This is a genomic window from Silvanigrella paludirubra, assembly GCF_009208775.1.
GTDB lineage: Bacteria > Bdellovibrionota_B > Oligoflexia > Silvanigrellales > Silvanigrellaceae > Silvanigrella > Silvanigrella paludirubra.
Genome location: NZ_WFLM01000024.1, coordinates 1 through 333, shown reverse-complemented (window position 1 = coordinate 333; position 333 = coordinate 1). Strand labels below are relative to the sequence as shown.

The window sequence follows — 333 nt, the reverse complement described above, 5'->3', positions numbered from 1 at the left end:
CCATAAGCATCATATTTATTGCTACTTACACTGTAAAAGCTTTTATCGCTCTTTAATAACTGCGTACTCGCTACTTTATTCATATCATTATAAGTAACTACGCTTATCGGAGATATTTCTCCATCTACCGCTTTTACATATTTTTGTTCTGTATGACTTGCGTCATTATATTCTGTTACTTTTGTCTCTCCGCTTGGTGAAATGATAGCAACTTCTCTTCCTTTTGCATCATACTTATATTGAATTGTAGTTTTAAAAGGATTACCTTGAGAATCTACATTATATAATGTTTCTTTCTCTTTTTGTCCTGTTACACCATATTGATATGTTTTT

General features: G+C 31.2%; 1 pseudogene. It reads right to left on the bottom strand.

Annotation, left to right across the window (positions count from 1 at the left end):
• A pseudogene (locus GCL60_RS17325) lies at positions 1 to 333 on the bottom strand (hypothetical protein); the annotation flags it as partial.